Source organism: Serratia sp. GW822-FHT06E05, assembly GCF_058799445.1.
The window spans coordinates 136,638-156,418 of the sequence record NZ_JBXALM010000005.1; the positions used below are offsets into that span (position 1 = coordinate 136,638).

At 56.3% G+C, this 19,781-nt stretch carries 17 protein-coding genes and 1 pseudogene; 14 read left to right on the plus strand and 4 right to left on the minus strand.

What is annotated here, in order from left to right; translation table 11 throughout:
* The first annotated feature begins 58 nt into the window (after positions 1 to 58).
* Together pepB and sseB are read left to right on the plus strand one after the other, a co-directional pair.
* Complete coding sequence (gene pepB, locus AC1RKC_RS14205) at positions 59 to 1,354, plus strand: aminopeptidase PepB (RefSeq protein WP_020828160.1); 1,296 nt, start codon at positions 59 to 61, stop codon at positions 1,352 to 1,354.
* Positions 1,355 to 1,445: 91 nt separating this feature from the next.
* Entirely contained in the window at positions 1,446 to 2,276 is an 831-nt protein-coding gene (sseB, locus tag AC1RKC_RS14210; protein ID WP_020828159.1) for an enhanced serine sensitivity protein SseB, read from the plus strand.
* A 57-nt stretch (positions 2,277 to 2,333) separates the two neighbouring features.
* Here the strand turns inward: sseB and AC1RKC_RS14215 are convergent, their stop codons facing one another.
* The 3 genes from AC1RKC_RS14215 to AC1RKC_RS14225 all read right to left on the minus strand — a co-directional run bounded on the left by AC1RKC_RS14215 (position 2,334) and on the right by AC1RKC_RS14225 (position 6,120).
* Positions 2,334 to 3,518 carry a MalY/PatB family protein gene (locus tag AC1RKC_RS14215; protein ID WP_020828158.1) on the minus strand — a complete coding sequence of 395 codons (1,185 nt, stop codon included), beginning with the start codon at positions 3,516 to 3,518 and terminating at the stop codon, positions 2,334 to 2,336.
* A gap of 1 nt (position 3,519) precedes the next feature.
* Positions 3,520 to 4,959 (minus strand): Na+/H+ antiporter NhaC, encoded by a 1,440-nt coding sequence (gene nhaC / locus AC1RKC_RS14220; protein ID WP_493092620.1) that lies wholly within the window; start codon positions 4,957 to 4,959, stop codon positions 3,520 to 3,522.
* A 123-nt stretch (positions 4,960 to 5,082) separates the two neighbouring features.
* Positions 5,083 to 6,120, minus strand: a complete 1,038-nt coding sequence (locus AC1RKC_RS14225; protein ID WP_256814385.1) for a LacI family DNA-binding transcriptional regulator — start codon at positions 6,118 to 6,120, stop codon at positions 5,083 to 5,085.
* A 370-nt stretch (positions 6,121 to 6,490) separates the two neighbouring features.
* Here AC1RKC_RS14225 and ndk point away from each other — a divergent pair, with 370 nt between their 5' ends.
* The 11 genes from ndk to AC1RKC_RS14280 all read left to right on the plus strand — a co-directional run bounded on the left by ndk (position 6,491) and on the right by AC1RKC_RS14280 (position 17,606).
* Positions 6,491 to 6,916, plus strand: a complete 426-nt coding sequence (gene ndk, locus AC1RKC_RS14230) for a nucleoside-diphosphate kinase (RefSeq protein WP_004952077.1) — start codon at positions 6,491 to 6,493, stop codon at positions 6,914 to 6,916.
* A gap of 237 nt (positions 6,917 to 7,153) precedes the next feature.
* Positions 7,154 to 8,350 (plus strand): dual-specificity RNA methyltransferase RlmN, encoded by a 1,197-nt coding sequence (gene rlmN / locus AC1RKC_RS14235; protein WP_020828155.1) that lies wholly within the window; start codon positions 7,154 to 7,156, stop codon positions 8,348 to 8,350.
* 85 nt (positions 8,351 to 8,435) lie between these two features.
* Positions 8,436 to 9,185 carry a type IV pilus biogenesis/stability protein PilW gene (gene pilW / locus AC1RKC_RS14240; RefSeq protein WP_256814383.1) on the plus strand — a complete coding sequence of 250 codons (750 nt, stop codon included), beginning with the start codon at positions 8,436 to 8,438 and terminating at the stop codon, positions 9,183 to 9,185.
* On the plus strand, positions 9,175 to 10,152 hold the full coding sequence (rodZ, locus tag AC1RKC_RS14245; protein ID WP_116689961.1) for a cytoskeleton protein RodZ: 978 nt from the start codon (positions 9,175 to 9,177) through the stop codon (positions 10,150 to 10,152). The genes pilW and rodZ overlap by 11 nt, the downstream gene beginning before the upstream one ends.
* 47 nt (positions 10,153 to 10,199) lie before the next feature.
* Positions 10,200 to 11,321, plus strand: a complete 1,122-nt coding sequence (gene ispG, locus AC1RKC_RS14250; RefSeq protein ID WP_020828152.1) for a flavodoxin-dependent (E)-4-hydroxy-3-methylbut-2-enyl-diphosphate synthase — start codon at positions 10,200 to 10,202, stop codon at positions 11,319 to 11,321.
* Positions 11,322 to 11,459: 138 nt separating this feature from the next.
* The gene (hisS, locus tag AC1RKC_RS14255; RefSeq protein ID WP_020828151.1) at positions 11,460 to 12,734 is read left to right on the plus strand and encodes a histidine--tRNA ligase; all 1,275 of its coding nucleotides are present in this window, start codon (positions 11,460 to 11,462) and stop codon (positions 12,732 to 12,734) included.
* A gap of 13 nt (positions 12,735 to 12,747) precedes the next feature.
* The gene (locus AC1RKC_RS14260; RefSeq protein WP_046372904.1) at positions 12,748 to 13,368 is read left to right on the plus strand and encodes a YfgM family protein; all 621 of its coding nucleotides are present in this window, start codon (positions 12,748 to 12,750) and stop codon (positions 13,366 to 13,368) included.
* A gap of 11 nt (positions 13,369 to 13,379) precedes the next feature.
* Positions 13,380 to 14,561 (plus strand): outer membrane protein assembly factor BamB, encoded by a 1,182-nt coding sequence (gene bamB / locus AC1RKC_RS14265; protein ID WP_046372905.1) that lies wholly within the window; start codon positions 13,380 to 13,382, stop codon positions 14,559 to 14,561.
* Positions 14,562 to 14,815: 254 nt separating this feature from the next.
* Entirely contained in the window at positions 14,816 to 16,303 is a 1,488-nt protein-coding gene (gene der / locus AC1RKC_RS14270) for a ribosome biogenesis GTPase Der (RefSeq protein WP_020828148.1), read from the plus strand.
* A gap of 99 nt (positions 16,304 to 16,402) precedes the next feature.
* Positions 16,403 to 17,359: an AEC family transporter gene (locus tag AC1RKC_RS14275; protein ID WP_115058261.1), complete on the plus strand. Its 957-nt coding sequence runs from the start codon at positions 16,403 to 16,405 to the stop codon at positions 17,357 to 17,359.
* Positions 17,360 to 17,372: 13 nt separating this feature from the next.
* On the plus strand, positions 17,373 to 17,606 hold the full coding sequence (locus AC1RKC_RS14280) for a zinc ribbon domain-containing protein (protein WP_261136251.1): 234 nt from the start codon (positions 17,373 to 17,375) through the stop codon (positions 17,604 to 17,606).
* A 76-nt stretch (positions 17,607 to 17,682) separates the two neighbouring features.
* Here the strand turns inward: AC1RKC_RS14280 and AC1RKC_RS14285 are convergent.
* Positions 17,683 to 17,807, minus strand: a pseudogene (locus tag AC1RKC_RS14285) (peptidase M4 family protein); the annotation flags it as partial.
* Between the two features lie 247 nt (positions 17,808 to 18,054).
* Between AC1RKC_RS14285 and AC1RKC_RS14290 the strand changes: the two are divergent.
* On the plus strand, positions 18,055 to 19,698 hold the full coding sequence (locus AC1RKC_RS14290; protein WP_392455408.1) for a ShlB/FhaC/HecB family hemolysin secretion/activation protein: 1,644 nt from the start codon (positions 18,055 to 18,057) through the stop codon (positions 19,696 to 19,698).
* The last annotated feature ends 83 nt before the right edge of the window (positions 19,699 to 19,781 follow it).

Below are 19,781 nucleotides of genomic sequence, written 5' to 3' on the forward strand. Positions count from 1 at the left end.
GCCCGTTTATTTTGTATCCGACACGATTAATAAAAGAATAATCCGGAGTAAGAAGGCTATGACAACTGAATTCATGCAGGTAACGCTGTCGAACCAACCTGCCGACGCTCGCTGGGGCGAGAAAGCGCTGCTGAGCACTGATGGTCGAGGAATGACCATTCACCTGACCGGCAACGACAAGCTGGGGGGCATCCAGCGTGCCGCCCGCAAGATTGACGGCCAAGGTGTCAAGAACGTCAAACTGGCCGGCGATGGCTGGGATCTGGAGAACAGCTGGGCGTTCTGGCAAGGTTTCCGCGGACCGAAAGGCAAGCGCAGCGTCGAATGGGCAGAGCTGCCGGAAGCGGAACGCAAAGAGCTGGAACAGCGTCTGAAGATTGTTGACTGGGTACGCGACACCATCAATATGCCGGCGGAAGAGCTGGGGCCGGAACAACTGGCTACGCGCGCGGTTGATCTGATGTGTGACGTTGGCTGCGATGCCGTCAGCTATCGTATTACCAAGGGTGAAGATCTGCGCGAGCAAAACTACGCCGGTATTCACACCGTGGGCCGGGGTTCCGATCGTTCACCGGTGCTGCTGGCACTGGACTTCAACCCGACCGGCAACCCGGAAGCGCCGGTATTTGCTTGCCTGGTGGGCAAAGGCATCACCTTTGACACCGGTGGCTACAGCCTGAAGCAAAGTGCCTTTATGGATTCCATGAAAGCGGATATGGGCGGGGCGGCCACCATTACCGGCGCACTGGCGCTGGCGGCGGCACGTGGTCTGAAACAGCGCGTGAAACTCTATCTGTGCTGCGCCGATAACATGGTTAGCGGTAACGCCTTCAAACTGGGCGACATCATCCGTTATCGTAACGGCAAAACCGTTGAGGTTATGAACACCGATGCGGAAGGGCGCCTGGTACTGGCTGACGGACTGATCGATGCTTCTGCACAAAACCCTGAGTTGATCATCGACTGCGCCACCCTGACCGGTGCGGCGAAAACGGCGGTGGGTAACGATTACCATGCGTTGTTCAGCTTCGATGATGCTTTGGCACAGGAACTGCTGACCAGCGCGGCTGCCGAGCAAGAGCCTTTCTGGCGCCTGCCGTTGGCTGAGTTCCACCGCAGTCAACTGCCGTCCAACTTTGCTGAACTGAACAATATTGCCGGTCCGGCCTACACTGCTGGTGCCAGCACCGCGGCTGCATTCCTGTCGCATTTTGTGCAGAATTATCAGAAAGGCTGGTTGCACATTGACTGCTCCGCCACTTACCGTAAGGGCGCGGTGGATCAATGGTCTGCCGGTGCGACCGGTCTGGGTGTGCGTGCCCTGGCCAACCTGTTGCTGAGCAAAGCCAAATAATGGCATGCCCGCCTTGGCGGGCGGCTTGAACGTCGTTTTATTGTCGGGGCCCAGCATGCTGGGCCCCGTTATTTGATTGCTGGAGTTTGTCATGAGTTCTCACCATCACGATACCGCCACAGGCGAAAACGAACTTGAACGCCTGCTGAAGCTGGCGGTGACCGAGCCGGCCCATCGCCCGGCGTTTTTCCGTGAGTTGCTCGACGCGACGGTGTTGATCCTCGGTGACAGCGAACAGGTACAGCATGGCGGTGACATCACGCTGAACGCCGATACGCCGGTGAATATTCAGCACTGGGAAAAACAGGACGGCGGCAGCATCATTCCGTTTTTTAGCTCGGTAGAAGCGCTGCAAAAGGCCGTTGAAGACGAACAGCCGTTTATCGCCATGCCGGCGCGGGTATTGTTCGAAATCACTCAGGGCGCGGATCTGTTCCTCAACCCTAAGGCCGAGTACGGCAAAGAGTTTTATCCTGAAGAAGTGGCAATGCTGCTGGCCACCGGTGGCGTAGCCAAACCGGCGGAACGTTATATCGACAAGGATACCCAGATCCTGTTGGGTCAGCCGGAGGAGTACCCGTCGGCGATGGTCGATGCCTTGACCACGCTTTTCAGTCAACGCAAGCCGGTACGCCGTGCGTTTTTGGCACTGATGCACGATCAGGCGGTCGACGAAAAACCAAATCTGTTGGTCGGACTGGAAGTGGACGGTGAGCCGGCGGAAATTGAAGCGCTGATCAACGAAGCCGGAAGCGTTGCCAGCGAAACTGCGCCCAACGACGAGCCGGTAGATTTTTGTCTGGTCTCTGAAAAGGAGCGTGGGGTCAGCCATTACCTGATCACCCATACCCAACCCTTCTACCAGCGCCGCTGGGGCAGTTGGCTGCGTAATATCATTCCTTCGACCGATAAAACCCAGTAATCCTGCTTTTCGCTACCGGCGCACATTCTGCCGGTAGCGCTTGCTTTTTCCTGCTGATCAAAGCGACGGTTTTAATCGCGCAAGCCCTGCAATGGCGCTTTCAAGATATTGACGCGGGCAGCCGAGATTGAGGCGGATAAACCCTTTTCCCTGTTCGCCAAAGCTGACGCCCATGGAGGCAGCAATTTTTGACTGGTGGATCAGCGCCTGTTGAAGCGCATTGTCATCCAGGCCCAAAGCGCGACAATCCAGCCAAGCAAGATAGGTGCCTTCGGCCCGGGTCATTTTGCACCAGGGGGCGGCATAGGCTAAGGCCTGTTCAAACCAGCGCCGGTTGTTTGCCAGATATTGCTGCAGAGCATCAAGCCAGTTTTCCCCTTGCTGATAGGCGGCCGTGGCGGCGGTCATCGACAGCGCATTGAAGACATCCAACCCATGGGCATTGAGGCGTTCGACAAACGCATTTCGGGTTTGATCGTTGGGGATCAGGAAGTTTGAGATGCGCAGTGACGACAGGCCAAAGCTCTTGCTGGCGGAAGTCGCAGAAATCACATGGTCTTGCCAGCTCTCGTCCAGATGCAGCACGGAGGTGAAGGTCTCGCCAGGCAGCAGCAGATCGGCCCAGATTTCATCGGAGATAACCGTTACGCCATAGCGGCTGCACAGCGTCATCAACTGCGTCAGTTCGTCGCGGGTCCAGCACCGGCCCGTTGGGTTATGCGGATTGCACAGCAGCAGCAACGGGGGCTTGCGCTGTTCAAAACACGCCTCCAGATGATCGAAGTCGAATTGATAGCCTTGCGGGCCGAGGGCTAAAGGATTTTCAAGCACCTCTCTGCCGTTCAGGGTAACGATCTTGGCAAAAGATCCGTAGTACGGCCCCTGGATCACGATCGGATCTCCGGGCTGGCTTAGCAGTTGGATCAGGATCGCCAGACCGGGAACCACGCCTTCGATGGAGGTGAACCACTCCCGCTGCAAAGGCAACTGGTGCCGTTTTGAGAACCAATCCATCACCGCCTGGTAATACTGGTCATCGCGTTCGCTGTAACCGAATATGCCGTGTTCAACGCGGTGATGCAGCGCCTGTCGGACTTCCAGCGGACACTGAAAGTCAAAATCGGACACCCACATCGGCAAAAGATCGGTTTCATCGAGCTGCAGATAGCGGTCGATAAAGTCCCATTTCACCGAGCCGGTGTGGTGGCGGTTGATGATCTGGTTAAAATCGGTTTGTTTCACGTCAGGCTTCCTTACGCTGTAACTCTTGCTGTGGCTGTATCTTGGCAATGCCGAAACCGGTAAATCCGTAAATCAGGGCGAATACTACGGCGGCGTAGCATTGGATGGCCCAGGGCAGCAAATCCAGCGTGCTGACCCCCAGGGTGGTCGCCATATAAATGCCTGCGGCGGTCCACGGAATTAACGGTTCGATGACGGTGCCTGCATCTTCTACGGTCCGCGACAGGTTTTTATTGTCCAGGCCCATGCGGCGATAAGCGCCTTTGAAGAGTTCAGCGGGGATCAGCAGCGCCAATTTGCCGTCGCTGGTGGCGCCGGTGACCAGAATGGTGGTTGCAACCGTTGCGGCGATCAGTTGGCCGGTAGTGTGAACCACTTTCAGCAGCCGATTGATGATGACGGTCAATGCCCCGGTCAGGGTTAATGCGCCCGCAAAGGAAAAGGCGCAGAAGACCAGCAGGATGGTACTCATCATCGAAAACATACCGCCCCGGTTGAGCAGGCGAGGCACATCTTCGACGATATCGTTGATGCCGTGCCCTTGAGTGGCAAACATTGAAAGGTTAAAACCATCCATCAGCGCATTTAAGCCTTGTTGCAGACTGAACCCCTGCAGAAGTACGCCGATGGCGATAGCCAGCGCACAGGCTGCCAGCATGACCGGGATCACCGGACGTTTGGTCACCGCGCCCCACAGCACCAGAACCGGGGGCAGGATTAGCAACAGGTTGAAGTGATAAAGGCTCTCTAGCGCCGTCACGATCTCGGTGACTTTTTCCGGTGTAGCCACGCTGCCGACGGCGCTGGTGTGTCCGGCAATCAGATACACCACCGCCGCTAAAATGAAGCTCGGAAGCGTTGTATACATCAGGTGCTGGATATGGCTGTAAAGGTCGGTGTCCGCAACGATGGCCGCGAAATTGGTTGAGTCAGACAATGGGGATATTTTGTCGCCAAAATAGGCCCCGGAAACGACAGCTCCCGCGGCGGCGGCCAATGGCACATCCAGCCCGGCGGCTACGCCCATCAGCGCGACCCCGACGGTGCCTGCTGCCCCCCAGGATGTACCGGTACACACGGAAATCACGCTGGTAATGAAGAACGCGGCGATCAGGATATATTGAGGGCTGATCAGTTTGAGCCCCCAATAAACCATATAAGGAATGGTACCGCTGAACATCCAGGTGCCGATCAGCCCGCCCACACAAATCAATATCATAATCACCGGCATGGCTTTGGCCAGTTTGGCGACGATGGAATCAATGATGTCGTCCCAGCGGTAGCCCTGCCAGTAGGCCAGCGCAGCGGCAATGCCGGCGGAAGCCAGCAGCAGCGGTTCGATCCGCAGTCCCAACTGGCCATAGCCTATGATAAGCAGCAACAGCATGGCCACAATGGGGAGCATCGCTAACCCCAGGTTGAGCTTCTTTTTGTCATTCATTTACAACTCCGGTTAAGGATGGGGATGTGACGCAAGCCTAATGAATTTGCAGTGAATGAGGTGTGAGCACGGGCCATTGGCGATGTAATCGGTTACATGAAGACGCGTTATGTGAGAGATCTCTCACTTGGCGGCCTTGTTTTCTTCAAATGGGGGATTTTTTTCCATAAAGGCCACCGAGTCCCGCAGGATCAGCTCAGCGGAAAACCGATTGTTCTGCGGCGTAACAGCGGTGCCTGAATTGAGTTGCAGCGCCAAATTGGCCGCGCGTCGGGCCATTTTCTCAATCGGATAATGCACGGTAGTCAACGGCGGGTGGAGGTATTTTGCCAGGGCTACGTCATCGAAGCCGACAATCGAGATATCTTCGGGCAGGTTCATCCGCCGCTGGCGAAAGGTGCGCATAATGCCGGCGGCCATTACGTCGTTGAATGTCAGCGCGGCGGTAAAAGCCTGCTTACTGGCGAGGATTTTCTCTGCCGCTGCTTCGCCCCCTTGCTCATTGAAGGGGACGCTGATGATCCAGTCACCCGGCACCGCAATCCCGGCTTCGGCCATCGCGGTTCGATATCCCTCGAGACGCTGCCTGCGGTCATCGATCGGCAGATCTGTGGTGATGCAGGCAATGTTGCGGTGTCCGCGCTCGATGAGCATTCGGGTGGCAGCCTGAGAAGCGCTGACGTTGTCCAGCCAGATGCAGCGATTGGCGATGGCGGGCAAATAGCGGTTGATCACCACCATCGCCGGAGTGTGGGCGGCATAACGTAGAATATCGGCATCGCTCATGCGGGTGACGTGGGCAACAATCGATTCGCAGCCTTGATTGATCAGGAAATCCAGGCCGTTTTTCTCCAGTTCGGCCTGATGGCCACCGCTGCAGACCATCAATTTTACACCGTCTTTGCGCGTGATATCTTCCACGCCTCGGGCTAGTCGCGAGAAAAACGGATCGTCGAGGTTACCGGTCAGCAACCCCAGCATATTGCCGCTGCGTTTCGCCAGCGCCAGCGCGGCGGCATTTCGATGATAGTTAAACTCGCGCATGGCTTTTTCAACGCGTTCACGGGTGACGGGTTCAACATAAGCGGTGCTGTTGATCACCCTGCTGACGGTGGCGGTGGAAACGCCAGCGCGTCGGGCAACGTCTTTCATGGTGGCCATATCATTTCCTGCTGGTTTCGCGGCTGCCGAAGTGGGCGGAGCCAAGCCTGGATGATTTTTATTATCTTTTTGTTTTAAAAGAATATAGTCATAAACTCAACCCAGAGTGCCACGCACTGTGATCGGCATGGCAGTTCGTTGTGAAGCAGGGAAGGGTCGGTAACGGCAGCGCGTTTTGAGACTCGGTCCGTATGAGTTCGTACAACCTGTGCTCTGGGCCGCAAAGTGAAGAATCAGGATAATAATTTTTTAATGAAATGTTGATTTTCCCGTAGGCAAGCGTTAACGGCACACATATAATCTGCGCCACTTGAGAAGGCCGGCACCTGTTTTCAGACCGGCCTGTTTTGGAAGTTATACAGAGGCCATCATGACCGTAGAACGTACCTTTTCCATCATTAAACCAAACGCTGTAGCTAACAACGACATCGGCGCAATCTATGCTCGCTTTGAGCGTGCCGGTTTCAAAATCATCGCATCCAAAATGCTGCGTCTGACTCGCGAACAAGCCGAAGGCTTCTACGCTGAGCACAAAGGCCGCCCATTCTTCGATGGTCTGGTTGAATTCATGACCTCTGGCCCGATCGTGGTTCAGGTCCTGGAAGCGGAAAATGCAGTACAGCGCAACCGTGACATCATGGGCGCAACCAACCCAGACAACGCTCTGGCCGGCACCCTGCGTGCTGACTACGCGGACAGCTTCACTGCCAACGCCGTGCACGGTTCTGACGCAGTAGAATCTGCTCAGCGCGAAATCGCTTACTTCTTCAACGAAAGCGAAATCTGCCCGCGTTAATTGCTGTCATTTCGACGCTGAAGTATGGCATTCACTGGCTGAAACAATAAAAATGCCCTGAATGCCTTTCAGACGTGGAAAGCTACTACTAAAATTTGTACAATGCCGCGCCCCTGATGAGTCATCTTGTCAGGGGCGCGCTTTTAGCGCCGTCGCCCGATTTCTATGGGCTGAGCGACGCACTTACTTTCCACTCTTTCGCGCCATAAAGTGTAACAACGAGGCCAGAGATCAATTATGTTAGAACCCATCACGTCCGAGCACATCGTGTCTGAAAATAATTCGCTGACTACTCAATCCGTTAACGCGGAAAAACCGGCTGTGGCCAAAATTAATCTGCTGGATCTGAACCGTCAGCAAATGCGTGAGTTTTTCGCCAAAATGGGCGAGAAACCCTTTCGTGCCGATCAGGTGATGAAGTGGATGTACCACTATTGCTGCGATGATTTTGAGCAGATGACCGATATCAACAAGGTCCTGCGCAATAAATTGCAAAGCGTCGCCGAAATCCGTGCGCCAGAAGTGGCGGAAGAACAACGCTCAGCCGACGGCACCATTAAATGGGCTATCAAGGTGGGCGATCAGCAGGTCGAAACCGTGTATATCCCGGACGGCGACCGTGCGACCCTGTGTGTTTCTTCCCAGGTGGGTTGCGCGCTGGAATGCAAATTCTGTTCGACCGCTCAGCAGGGCTTTAACCGCAACCTGCGCGTGTCGGAAATCATCGGCCAGGTGTGGCGTGCGGCGAAAATCATCGGTGCACTGAAAGTCACCGGCGAGCGCCCGATCACCAACGTGGTGATGATGGGCATGGGTGAGCCCTTGCTTAACCTGACCAACGTGGTGCCGGCGATGGAAATCATGCTGGATGATTTCGGTTTTGGCTTGTCAAAACGCCGCGTGACCCTGTCGACCTCGGGCGTAGTGCCTGCGCTGGACAAGCTGGGTGATATGATCGACGTCGCGCTGGCGATCTCGCTGCATGCGCCGAACGACAAGATCCGCGATGACATCGTGCCGATCAACCGCAAATACAACATTGAGACCTTCCTGGCTGCGGTACGCCGCTATCTGGAAAAATCCAACGCCAATCAGGGCAGGGTGACGGTCGAGTACGTGATGCTGGATCATATCAACGACAGCACCGACGACGCACACCAGTTGGCGGAAGTCCTCAAGGACACGCCATGCAAGATCAACCTGATCCCATGGAACCCGTTCCCGGGCGCACCTTACGGCCGCAGCTCCAACAGCCGCGTGGATCGTTTTTCCAAAGTGTTGATGGAATACGGCTTTACGACTATTGTTCGTAAAACCCGTGGTGACGATATCGATGCCGCCTGCGGGCAACTGGCGGGTGAAGTGATCGACCGCACCAAGCGTACCCTGAAAAAGAAAATGGCCGGGGAACCTATCACCGTGCGTGCGGTCTGAATCCTATAGCATGATTTTTGTTATCTTACAGTCTGTTATGTGAAAAGACGTCAAGGTAACATCAGACAAGGAAATGAATGCAGGCATGAAGCTGATTCTGTGGGGTACGTTGCTGGCGGCCGGGTTACTGGCCGGTTGTTCCGGTTCAGCGCCGGAAGAAAAAGACGCGCTGCCTGAAGCCAGTCAGACGCGATTGCAACTGGGTCTGGAATATCTGAAGCAGGGCGATTTAAACGCCGCGCGCCAGAATCTGGAGAAAGCGGCAGACGCCGCCCCACAGGATTACCGTACCCAATTGGGTATGGCGCTCTACGAGCAGCGGATGGGCGAGAACAGCGCGGCTGAACAGCGTTATCAGCAGGCGCTCAAACTTGCGCCGAACAATGGCACAGTGCTGAATAATTACGGTGCGTTTCTTTGCAGTTTAGGGCAGTATGTACCGGCACAACAGCAGTTTAGCGCAGCAGCCGTGGCACCGGATTACGGTCAGGTTGCCGACAGCCTGGAAAACGCAGGTTACTGTTTTCTCAAAGCCGGACAAAACGACGAGGCACGTATTTTGTTAACACGTGCTTTGAAGATCGATCCGGACAAGGGCACTCCACTGTTGGTGGAGGCAGAAAAGCAATTTGGAGAAGGGAAGCGCGCACAGTCGCAACTTTTATTGGATAGTTATCAACATGTTCTGCCGGCCAGCGCCGACAGCTTATGGTTACAGATTCGTTTCGCCGCGTTAGCCGGGCGCCAAGATAGCGTGCAACGTTATGGCAAGCAGTTATCGCGAAGTTTTCCACAATCCAAACAGTACCAGCAGTTCTTAGCTAATGAATACTGAAGCCTCCCAAGATAAAACCGTATCAATGACGACAGGCGAACGTCTGCGTCAGGCCCGTGAACAACTCGGGTTGAGTCAACAGGCTGTTGCAGAACGCCTGTGCCTCAAAATGTCTACCGTGCGCGATATTGAAGAAGACAATCTGTCCGCAGATCTGGCTTCAACCTTCGTACGTGGTTATATCCGTTCCTATGCCAAGCTGGTGCGTTTGCCAGAGGATGAGCTGCTGCCGATGCTGGCCAAGCAGGCACCGTTGAAGGTCGCGAAAGTGGCTCCGATGCAAAGCTTCTCTCTGGGCAAGCGCCGTAAAAAACGCGACGGCTGGCTGATGAGCTTCACCTGGTTGATCGTTTTCGTGGTGGTCGGCTTGACCGGTGCCTGGTGGTGGCAAAATCACAAGGCCCAACAGGAAGAGATCGCCACGATGGCCGATCAATCTTCTGCCCAGCTTTCACAAAACAATGAAGGCCAATCTGTACCGTTGACCGACAGCAATGCCGACAACAGCGCACCTTTGGCTGACAATGGCTCCACACCGGTTGACACCGGTGCGGGCGCAGCAGCACAGCAATCACAGACTCCGGCCGTGACCGGCAGTGCAACCGCGCAGCAGCCTGCGGTGGTTTCACCAAGCCAAACCACGTTGCCTGAGACAACGCCTGCGGCGCCAACCGCACCGTTGCCGACGGCAGATGCGGGCGTAGCTGCACCGGCGGTTGATCCTAACGCGCTGGTGATGAACTTCACCGCCGACTGCTGGTTACAGGTGACTGACGCCAGCGGCAAAACGTTGTACAGCGGTAGCCAGAAGAGCGGCGGTAAGCTGAGCCTGGCGGGCACCGCGCCTTATAAACTGACCATTGGCGCACCGGCCGCAGTACAGATTCAATATCAAGGTAAGCCGGTTGATTTAAGCCGGTTTGTTAAGTCAAACCGTGTTGCTCGTCTGACCGTTGCCGCGCAGTAATTGCGCGGCCATTGTCGTTAAGTCAGAGCAACAATGGAGAGTAAGTAATGCATAACCAATCGCCCATCATCCGTCGAAAATCAACGCGAATTTACGTCGGCAATGTGCCTATTGGTGATGGTGCGCCGATTGCTGTGCAGTCGATGACTAACACCCGTACTACCGATGTCGAAGCCACGGTCAATCAGATTAAAGCGCTGGAGCGCGTGGGCGTCGATATCGTCCGCGTTTCAGTCCCCACCATGGATGCCGCCGAGGCATTCAAGCTGATCAAGCAACAGGTCAACGTGCCGCTGGTCGCCGATATCCACTTCGATTACCGCATTGCGCTGCAGGTGGCTGAATACGGCGTAGACTGCCTGCGTATCAACCCGGGCAATATCGGTAACGAGTCGCGTATCCGTTCAGTTGTGGACTGCGCACGCGATAAAAACATCCCAATCCGTATCGGGGTGAACGGCGGCTCGCTGGAGAAAGACATCCAGGAAAAGTACGGTGAACCTACGCCGGAAGCCCTGCTTGAATCCGCCATGCGCCACGTTGATATCCTCGATCGCCTCAACTTCGACCAGTTCAAGGTCAGCGTCAAGGCTTCCGATGTGTTCCTGGCGGTGCAATCCTACCGGCTGCTGGCGGCGCGTATCGATCAGCCGCTGCATCTCGGCATTACCGAAGCCGGTGGCGCACGCAGTGGTTCGGTCAAGTCGGCGATTGGCCTGGGTCTGCTGCTGTCGGAAGGCATTGGCGATACCCTGCGTATCTCGCTGGCGGCCGATCCGGTGGAAGAGGTCAAGGTCGGTTTCGACATTCTGAAGTCGCTGCGTATCCGCGCTCGCGGCATTAACTTCATCGCGTGCCCGACCTGTTCACGTCAGGAGTTTGACGTTATCGGTACGGTGAACGCGCTGGAACAGCGCCTGGAAGATATCATCACGCCGATGGACATTTCGATTATCGGCTGCGTGGTCAATGGGCCGGGCGAAGCGCTGGTGTCCACGCTGGGCGTTACCGGCGGCCATAAAAAGAGCGGCTTCTACGAAGACGGCGTGCGCCAGAAAGATCGTTTCGACAACGAGCAGATGATTGACCAGCTGGAAGCCAAAATTCGCGCCAAGGCGTCGATGATGGATGAGAGCAATCGCATCTCGGTCAACCTGCTGGAAAAATAAGCATTATACCGATACGGCGGGCTTTTTAGCCCGCTTGTTTATGAACCCGGGAGCAGAACTCTGCATTCGCGTTGAATACGGGGCGGCAAAGTCCCTATAATCGGGTTCATTTTTATAGACAACGGACAGAGAACTCACGTGGCAAAGAACATTCAAGCCATTCGCGGCATGAACGACTACCTGCCGGAAGAAACGGCATTATGGCAGCGTATTGAAGGCATCCTCAAGCAGGTGCTGAGCGGCTACGGTTACAGCGAAATCCGCTTGCCGATTGTAGAGCAGACCCCGTTATTCAAACGCGCGATCGGCGAAGTGACCGACGTCGTAGAAAAAGAGATGTATACCTTCGACGATCGCAATGGCGAAAGCCTGACGCTGCGTCCGGAAGGGACCGCTGGTTGCGTTCGCGCCGGCATCGAACATGGTCTGCTGTACAATCAGGAGCAGCGTCTTTGGTACGTCGGTCCGATGTTCCGCTACGAGCGTCCGCAAAAAGGCCGCTACCGTCAATTCCACCAACTGGGTGCCGAAGTGTTTGGCCTGCAGGGCCCGGATATCGACGCCGAGCTGATCCTGCTGAGCGCCCGCTGGTGGAAAGCGCTGGGCATCGCTGATCACGTTAAGCTGGAGCTGAATTCCATCGGCTCACTGGAAGCTCGCGCCAATTACCGTGATGCTTTGGTGGCGTTCCTGGAACAGCATCAAGACAAGCTTGACGAAGATTGCAAACGCCGCATGTACAGCAATCCGCTGCGCGTGCTGGACTCCAAAAACCCGGAAGTGCAAGCGTTGTTGAACGATGCGCCGCGCCTGTCCGAGTATCTGGATGAAGAATCCAAAGCCCACTTCGAAGGGCTGTGTGAACTTTTGGCCCAGGCAGGTATCCCATATACCATCAATGAACGCCTGGTGCGCGGTCTGGACTATTACAACCGTACGGTATTCGAATGGGTGACCACCAGTCTGGGCGCTCAGGGGACGGTGTGCGCCGGTGGCCGTTATGACGGTCTGGTCGAGCAACTGGGCGGGCGTGCAACGCCGGCAGTCGGTTTCGCGATGGGCCTGGAGCGTTTGGTGCTGCTGGTTCAGGCGGTCAACCCAGAGTTTAAAGCTCCTGCAACCATTGACGTGTACGTGATCTCTTCCGGTGCCGGTACGCAGAGCGCGGCGATGCAGTTGGCTGAGCGTGTTCGCGATGCCGCGCCGCAGTTGAAACTGATGACCAACTACGGCGGCGGTAACTTTAAGAAGCAGATCACCCGTGCGGATAAATGGGGTGCGCGCGTTGCCTTGATCCTGGGCGAGAACGAAGTCGCAGCCGAGCAGGTGGTCGTCAAGGACCTGCGCAGTGGTGAACAAGAAACGCTGGCGCAGAGCGAAGTCGCTGTGCGTCTGGCTTTGATGTTAGGTTAAGGAGAAGGACACCGTGGAAGTCTATACCACTGAAAACGAACAAGTCGACGCCGTGCGTCGGTTCTTTGCCGAAAACGGCAAAGCGCTGGCAGTGGGCGTGGTGCTCGGAATTGGTGCCCTGGTCGGCTGGCGTTACTGGCAGAGCCACGAGAACTCCAACATGATGATTGCGTCCCAATCTTATCAGGAAGCCAGCGATCGTCTGGCGGTCGGTAAACCAGACGACGTGGCCGCTGCGGAGAAGTTCGCCCAGGCCAACAGCAACAGCTACGGCGTGCTGGCCTCGCTGGAACTGGCGAAGCATTTTGTTGAGCAGAACGACTTTGCCAAAGCGGACCAACAGCTGGTGCTGGCTCAGGGCCAGACCAAAGATGAAAACCTGCTTTCGATGATTAACCTGCGTCTGGCCCGTGTGCAGTTGCAGGAGAAAAAGCTGGATGAAGCGCTGAAAACGCTGGATGGCGTGAAAGGCGAAGGCTGGGCGGCGATGGCGCAGGATACGCGCGGCGACGTGCTGTTGGCCAAAGGCGACACCAAAGGTGCGCGCGAGGCGTACAGCAAAGGCATTGAGTCTAACGCTTCTCAGGCGCTGCAGGTTCTGCTGCGCATGAAATTGAATAACTTGTCCAGCTAAGGGGAATTCCCATGCAATTGCGTAAAACACTCTTGGTCGGACTGGTTTCCGTTGCCTTGTTGAGTGGTTGCTCACTGTTCAACAGTGAAGAAGACGTGGTTACCATGTCGCCGCTGCCGAAAGTTGAAAATCAGTTCACGCCAAGTAAGGCGTGGAGTACCTCGGTCGGCGACGGCGTCGGTGAGTTCTATTCTCACCTGCGTCCTGCTTTCCAGGACAACACTATTTATGCTGCCGATCGCCACGGTCTCGTGAAAGCGATGGATGCCGACAGCGGTAACGAAAAGTGGAAGGTTGATCTCTCCGAGAAGACCGGTTTCTTCTCCAGCAACCTGCCGGCGCTGCTGTCGGGCGGTATGGCTGTTGCGGGCGACAAAGTTTATGTCGGCAGCGAGAAAGCCGTCGTTTACGCTCTGAACACCGCTGACGGTAAGGTAGCCTGGCAGACCAAGGTGGCCGGTGAAGCGATTTCGCGTCCGGTGATCAGCGACGGCATGGTACTGATCCATACCTCCAACGGTCAATTGCAGGCGCTGAATGAATCTGATGGCGCAGTGAAGTGGACGGTTAACCTGGATATGCCTTCGCTGTCGTTGCGCGGCGAGTCTGCTCCGGCCGTTGCCTTTGGCGCAGCCATTGTCGGCGGTGATAACGGCCGCGTCAGCGCCGTACTGATGCAGCAAGGTCAGTTGATCTGGCAGCAGCGTATTTCCCAGCCTAGCGGCGCGACCGAAATCGATCGTCTGAACGATGTCGACACTACGCCGGTGATTGTTGAAGGCGTTGTCTACGCATTAGGTTACAATGGCAACCTGACGGCGCTGGATCTGCGTTCCGGCCAGATCTTGTGGAAGCGTGAACTGGGCTCGGTAAACGACTTTATCGTTGATGCAGGCCGCATTTACCTGGTCGATCAGAACGATCGCGTGGTCGCGCTGAGTACTGAAGGTGGCGTCACCGTATGGACGCAGAGCGAGCTGTTGCACCGCAACCTGACCCCGCCAGTGATGTATAATGGTTACCTGGTGACCGGTGACTCCGAAGGTTACCTGCACTGGATTAACACCACGGACGGCCGTTTTGTTGCCCAGCAGGAAGTGGATAGCTCCGGCTTCCTGTCTGCGCCGATGGTAGCCGGCGATAAGCTGGTCATCCAGGCGAAGGGCGGAAAAGTTTACGCTTTCACCCGCTAACGCCGCTCGTCGTGACCCTTCTTGCACCCGAAAGCTTTCGGGTTGCAGCCAGGCGGCAAGCGCATGAGTCCTCGGGAGCTTAGTGAACTAAGTGACCGGGGCGAAGGTGCGCAGACAACGCCGCTGTGGCGCGAAAGATGAAGGGGAAAACGGCTCCTGAGTGTTCAGGGGCCGTTTCGTATTTTATAAGCTGCACTTCTGGTGTCTATCCATAGTGCAGTAACGCATTGATTATTAAGTAATGAGGCTTCACAATGATACCTGTCGTCGCGCTAGTTGGGCGCCCGAATGTGGGTAAATCCACCTTGTTTAACCGTTTAACACATACGCGCGATGCGCTGGTGGCGGATTTCCCCGGGCTAACGCGAGACCGCAAGTATGGTCGTGCAGAAGTTGAGGGCAATGAATTCATCATCGTCGATACCGGGGGTATTGACGGTACCGAAGACGGCGTTGAAACCCGCATGGCTGGCCAGTCGCTATTGGCGATCGAAGAAGCAGACATCGTGCTGTTTATGGTCGATGCCCGCGCCGGTCTGATGCCTGCCGATCAGGGCATCGCCCAGCATCTGCGCAACCGCCAGAAAGCCACCTTCCTGGTCGCCAACAAAACCGACGGCATGGATCCAGACATGGCCACCGCCGATTTCTACTCGCTGGGGCTGGGTGACGTGCATGCGATTGCCGCTTCCCACGGTCGTGGCGTGGCGCAGCTGATCGAACACGTGCTGGTGCCGTTTGTCGGTGAAAAACCGGAAGAAGTCGAGCTGACCGAAGAAGAGGCTAACGCTGCTTATTGGGCCGAGCAAGAAGGTGAACTGCCTGAAGACGAGGAAGAAGAGCCGGAAGACGACTTCAACCCGCAAGATTTACCGATCAAGCTGGCAATCGTTGGCCGTCCTAACGTTGGTAAGTCCACACTGACTAACCGTATCCTCGGCGAGGAGCGTGTGGTGGTGTACGACATGCCGGGCACCACCCGTGACAGCATTTATATCCCGATGGTCCGCGACGAGCGCGAATACGTGCTGATCGACACCGCCGGGGTGCGTAAACGCGGCAAGGTAACGGAAACCGTAGAGAAATTCTCGGTAATCAAAACCCTGCAGGCGATCGAAGACGCAAACGTTGTGCTGCTGGTCGTCGATGCGCGCGAAGGCATTTCCGATCAGGATCTCTCGCTGCTCGGCTTCATCCTCAATAGTGGGCGCTCACTGGTGATTGCGGTCAACAAGTGGGATGGCATGAGCGAAGAAGATCGTGAGCACGTCAAAGAGATGCTCGATCTGCGCCTGGGCTTTGTCGACTTCGCCCGTGTGCACTTCATTTCCGCTTTGCACGGCAGCGGCGTGGGTAACCTGTTCGAATCGGTACAGGAAGCTTACGAGTGCGCGACGCGTCGCGTGAACACCTCGATGCTGACCAAAATCATGCAGATGGCTGCCGATGACCACCAGCCACCGTTGGTGCGTGGCCGCCGCGTGAAGCTGAAATACGCGCACGCCGGTGGGTACAACCCGCCGATTGTGGTGATCCACGGCAACCAGGTAACCGATCTGGCCGACTCGTACAAACGCTATCTGATGAACTACTTCCGTCGTTCTCTGAAGGTGATGGGTACGCCCATTCGCATCCAGTTCAAAGAGGGTGAAAACCCGTTCGCCGGCAAGCGCAACCTGCTGACGCCGAACCAGATGCGTAAACGTAAACGCCTGATGAGCCACCTGAAGAAAAGCAAATAATCAGTACGAGGGGCGCGGTAACCATACCGCGCCCCTTTTTTATTGCGCCGAAATCGTTTTATTATCTGAAGATTACCGCCGTCAGCCTGAAGGAACACCATGTCCTGGGAAACCTGGAGTTTTGCGTTCAGCGTCACCGTACCCAATCTGTTAATGATGTTGCTGGGCGTGCTGCTACGCCACTGGCGGATGATGGACGACCGCTTTATTGATGGCGCCACACGGTTGGTGTTCAATCTGGCGCTGCCTTGCTTGCTGTTCTTCAGCATTGCCACCAATCATCCGCAACTGCTGGGTAACCTGTCGCTGGTGATCTACGGTGCGGTCGGCACCGTCGCCACTTTCCTGTTGCTGGAGATAGCCGCCGTCTGGCTGGTGAAAGAACCGCGTGAGCGCGGCGTCTTTGTTCAGGGTGGTTTCCGTGCCAATACCGCCATCGTCGGCCTGGCTTATGCCATGACCGCTTATGGCAGCGAAGGGGTTGCGCTGGGGTCGTTATACCTGACGGTCACGGTGATCCTGTTTAACGTACTGTCGGTGGTGACCCTGACCCGCAGCCTGCAGGGCGGAGAGGGTAAGAAGATCAGCCGGCTGTCGCTGTTGCGCAGTATCGTCACTAACCCGCTGATTATCGGCCTGGTGTGTGGGTTGCTGTTCGCCCAGACCGGGCTGGAAATCCCACAGGTTATCCGGCAAACCGGCAGCTATATCTCAGGGTTGTCGTTGCCACTGGCGCTGCTGTGCACCGGTGCCAGCCTGGATTTGCGCGCCATGTTCCGTTCGTCCAATGTGGCGGCGCTGTCCTCCAGCGCCAAACTGTTTCTGGTGCCGATATTGATGACGTTTGGTGGCTGGCTATGCGGTTTCCAGGGCGCGGCATTGGGGATTATCTTCCTGTTCTCGGCCACGCCAACCGCCTCCGGCAGTTATGTCATGACGCGCGCCATGGGCGGCAATGCCACGCTGGCAGCGAACATTATCGCCATCACCACCGTCGGGTCGTTTTTCACCACCGCGCTGGGGATCTATTTCTTACGCTCATGGGGCGTAATTTAACTCGGGAGAGTCTATGGAAGCGCTATGTCCGCAATGTCACCAGGCAATGCAGTGGGTGAAGGGTCACTATCATTGCGAAGCCTGTCACAGCGATTATCGTCAGTTGGCCGAGTGTCCGGAATGCCGGCAGCCGCTGCAAGAATTGAAGGCCTGCGGCGCGGTAGATTATCTGTGCCAAAACGGTCATGGGCTGATATCGGAAAAGCGCGTGTTGTTCAGCTATGTACCTTGGGTAGAGGGCGAATAGATTCGCCCCGATTAACTCGCCGTTGCGTCCCTAACTTTAGAACCGTTCACTCATCGACCTGACCGGTTTTCCAAAGGTCGATCAATGCCTGCGGGGCGCCTTCCCAGGAAAAACCACCCAGTGCGGCGGCCTCAGATAGGAGGCGCGCTTTGGAATGCCGGAGTTAAGTTGTACGCCGCCGTTATCCTCTTTGGTCTTTAAATCAGTCTACAGGTCTACATTGTTGGTTGGCTTAGCAAGCACATAAAGCCGAGTCGGTGGCTGATTGATAGGAACCGCTGTGAGAAGTTTGGGTGCCCAATCAGGCAGTCGCCTTACGGCCTCTTGATCCCTCATGATTGATAAAAAATAAACTACTAGACTTTTACTGACAAATATTTACACTTTGCAACCATTACAACTTAATGGTAGTGAGTCTCATTTGCATATCAACAAGGAATGTTGGTTATTGGTTACCTGGCTTGGGCTGTCTGGCCTGGCCCAGGCGGCATCAACCCTTAACCCTGCCGACCAGGATATTATCGAGCGCCGACAGAAGAATTTGTTGGAGCAGGCGCAGCAGCAGCGTGACGACCTGCAAAATACCACCGACCTGCCGACTCTCCCTCTGCCCGTGCCGGAGATGGAAGATAAAACTTGCCATCACGTCAACCGCATCGTCTTTCAGGGCGCCGAACATCTGTCCTGGTCGGTGAAAGATAAACTGGCGTCTTTCTATCAGGGCCGCTGCCTGACGCTATTGCGCATCAATAATCTGGTTCGGGAGACCACCAACGCCTATATCACGCGAGGCTATGTCACGTCGCAGGCCTGGCTGCCGGAACAGGATATCGCCGGTGGTGAACTGACCGTCGCCGTCAGTGAGGGGCGCGTTGAAGGTATCAGTCTGGACGGACAGGAAACGCTGGCACTGAAAATGGCGTTCCCCGGACTGGTCGGCCACGTGCTTAACCTGCGTGATATCGAGCAGGGCATGGAGCAGCTCAACCGGTTGCCCTCGCAGCAGGTCGCCATCGACATTCAGCCAGGCAAACGGCCGGGCTATTCCTCGGTGGCGCTGCGCCGGACGTCGACACGTTTGCCCGTCTCGGTGTCCTTCGGCGCCGACAACGGCGGCCAGAAAAGCACCGGAACCGGGCAAATGAATGCCGGCGTGGTGCTGGACAATCCGCTGCGCCTGGCCGACCAGTGGTCGCTGTCAGCCTCACGGGATGATGCATTTCATCATGACCGCCGCAGCCGCAGTCTGAGTGGCGGCGTCACGTTGCCTTACGGTTACTGGCTGTTCAGCTATCAGGCCGCCTGGAACGACTTTTATCAGCACATTCCCATTCAGGATGTACGCTATCGCTATGCGGGCAACGCCGTGGTGCAGCGCCTGGGCGTTAACCGCACCCTGTTGCGCGACGGCCGGCAGAAGCTGGCACTGGACCTGGGGGTATCGCGCCGGCGCACCGAGAATAAGCTGGCCGGGCAGCGCCTGACCAACAGCAGCGTGACGGTGGCCAGCCTGTCCGCTGGCCTCAACTACAGCCGCACGCTGAGCGGCGGTTACCTGACGTTGAACCCGACTGTGTCGCACGGCCTGAGTGGGTTGGGTGCAAGCCGGGACGACCCCGCAGCTCCTTACGCCGCGCGCAGCAAATTTCGCAAACTCAGTCTCAGCGCCAGCTACTTTTATCCGCTGACGCCGTCGCTCTATTACCTGACCTCCGCTTACGGGCAGACCAGCGCCGACAACCTGTACAGCGGTGAGCGCATTTCCCTTGGCGGGCAGTATTCGGTGCGCGGCTTCAAGGAGCAGTACCTCACTGGCAACCGCGGCGCTTACTGGCGCAACGAACTCAACTGGCAACTCGGCCCCGTGCCGGTTATAGGCGACGTATCGTTGACCGCCGCGCTGGACGGTGGCTGGCTGCGCAGCGAGACGCACCAGGTGGACGGCGGCAGCGTGGCCGGTGCCGCTCTGGGGTTGGCGATCAACAACAGGTGGTTCAACCAGGCGTTCACCGTCGGTAAACCGTTGGCACACCCGAACAGCCTGCAACCGGACCGCTGGGTGGCTTACTGGCAGGCCGGTATCACCCTGTAAGGTAAACGATTTATTGCAGTAACCGACACACGGCACGGACGTCAGTGCGCGACTGAATTTTATATTAAGAGAACGGACCTTCC

Excerpts from the sequence above, each read along its gene's own strand:
- pepB (WP_020828160.1), top strand. The coding sequence starts at position 59 with ATGACAACTGAATTCATGCAGGTAACGCTGTCGAACCAACCTGCCGAC.
- sseB (WP_020828159.1), top strand. The coding sequence starts at position 1,446 with ATGAGTTCTCACCATCACGATACCGCCACAGGCGAAAACGAACTTGAA.
- nhaC (WP_493092620.1), bottom strand. The coding sequence starts at position 4,959 with ATGAATGACAAAAAGAAGCTCAACCTGGGGTTAGCGATGCTCCCCATT.
- AC1RKC_RS14225 (WP_256814385.1), bottom strand. The coding sequence starts at position 6,120 with ATGGCCACCATGAAAGACGTTGCCCGACGCGCTGGCGTTTCCACCGCC.
- ndk (WP_004952077.1), top strand. The coding sequence starts at position 6,491 with ATGACCGTAGAACGTACCTTTTCCATCATTAAACCAAACGCTGTAGCT.
- rlmN (WP_020828155.1), top strand. The coding sequence starts at position 7,154 with ATGTTAGAACCCATCACGTCCGAGCACATCGTGTCTGAAAATAATTCG.
- pilW (WP_256814383.1), top strand. The coding sequence starts at position 8,436 with ATGAAGCTGATTCTGTGGGGTACGTTGCTGGCGGCCGGGTTACTGGCC.
- rodZ (WP_116689961.1), top strand. The coding sequence starts at position 9,175 with ATGAATACTGAAGCCTCCCAAGATAAAACCGTATCAATGACGACAGGC.
- ispG (WP_020828152.1), top strand. The coding sequence starts at position 10,200 with ATGCATAACCAATCGCCCATCATCCGTCGAAAATCAACGCGAATTTAC.
- bamB (WP_046372905.1), top strand. The coding sequence starts at position 13,380 with ATGCAATTGCGTAAAACACTCTTGGTCGGACTGGTTTCCGTTGCCTTG.
- der (WP_020828148.1), top strand. The coding sequence starts at position 14,816 with ATGATACCTGTCGTCGCGCTAGTTGGGCGCCCGAATGTGGGTAAATCC.
- AC1RKC_RS14275 (WP_115058261.1), top strand. The coding sequence starts at position 16,403 with ATGTCCTGGGAAACCTGGAGTTTTGCGTTCAGCGTCACCGTACCCAAT.
- AC1RKC_RS14280 (WP_261136251.1), top strand. The coding sequence starts at position 17,373 with ATGGAAGCGCTATGTCCGCAATGTCACCAGGCAATGCAGTGGGTGAAG.